Source organism: Candidatus Nitrosotalea sp. FS, assembly GCF_011319475.1.
In the GTDB taxonomy this organism is placed as follows: domain Archaea; phylum Thermoproteota; class Nitrososphaeria; order Nitrososphaerales; family Nitrosopumilaceae; genus Nitrosotalea.
This window is the reverse complement of sequence record NZ_RCMC01000186.1, coordinates 1-577: the sequence shown is the minus strand read 5'-3', so window position 1 is coordinate 577 and position 577 is coordinate 1. Positions and strand designations below refer to the sequence as shown.

The window sequence follows — 577 nt, the reverse complement described above, 5'->3', positions numbered from 1 at the left end:
AAATTTTGATTTACAGGGGTGGGATTGGAAATATCCGAAACTATCAGAACTTGTTTGCCAACGGTTGTTACATTATGTTCATTTCCTTTGAGATCTAGAATTCGGATAGATGACGCAGGGACTCTTTCAAGCGGGGGACAACTAATTCCAATGAAACTAGTTGTTGTGATACCATGACTTGTAGCATCAAAAGACCCAGATGTTGTACCTGCATATCTTGCTGAAAGTGTATCACCATTGCGTACATGTATGATATCCTGTGTTGACTGCCCATCAGATATTGTAACTTTACCTTTGAAGATACCTGAATTGACTTCTGTTTCATAAACAGTGATTTCTATGCCTTTTCTATCAGAATCAGACCATACGAATACAACAACCCGATCTATTGATGTACTGAATTTGTTTGCGTTAGAATCTGTTACAATTATGGTTACTTTGTTATGTTCTGCTGTTTGTGCAGTAATCTTTTGTTGGTAGGGATTACAGCTCATGCTACTTGTAGCATAACTAGCCTGATCAAATTCTATTGTAGGTTGAGTTTGAGCCAATATTGTATTAAGAGGAAAAAGCATCA

At 37.1% G+C, this 577-nt stretch carries 1 pseudogene; it reads right to left on the bottom strand.

The features are described from left to right. Positions 1-494: pseudogene (locus DYY66_RS06805) on the bottom strand (hypothetical protein); the annotation flags it as partial. Between the last annotated feature and the right edge of the window lie 83 nt (positions 495-577).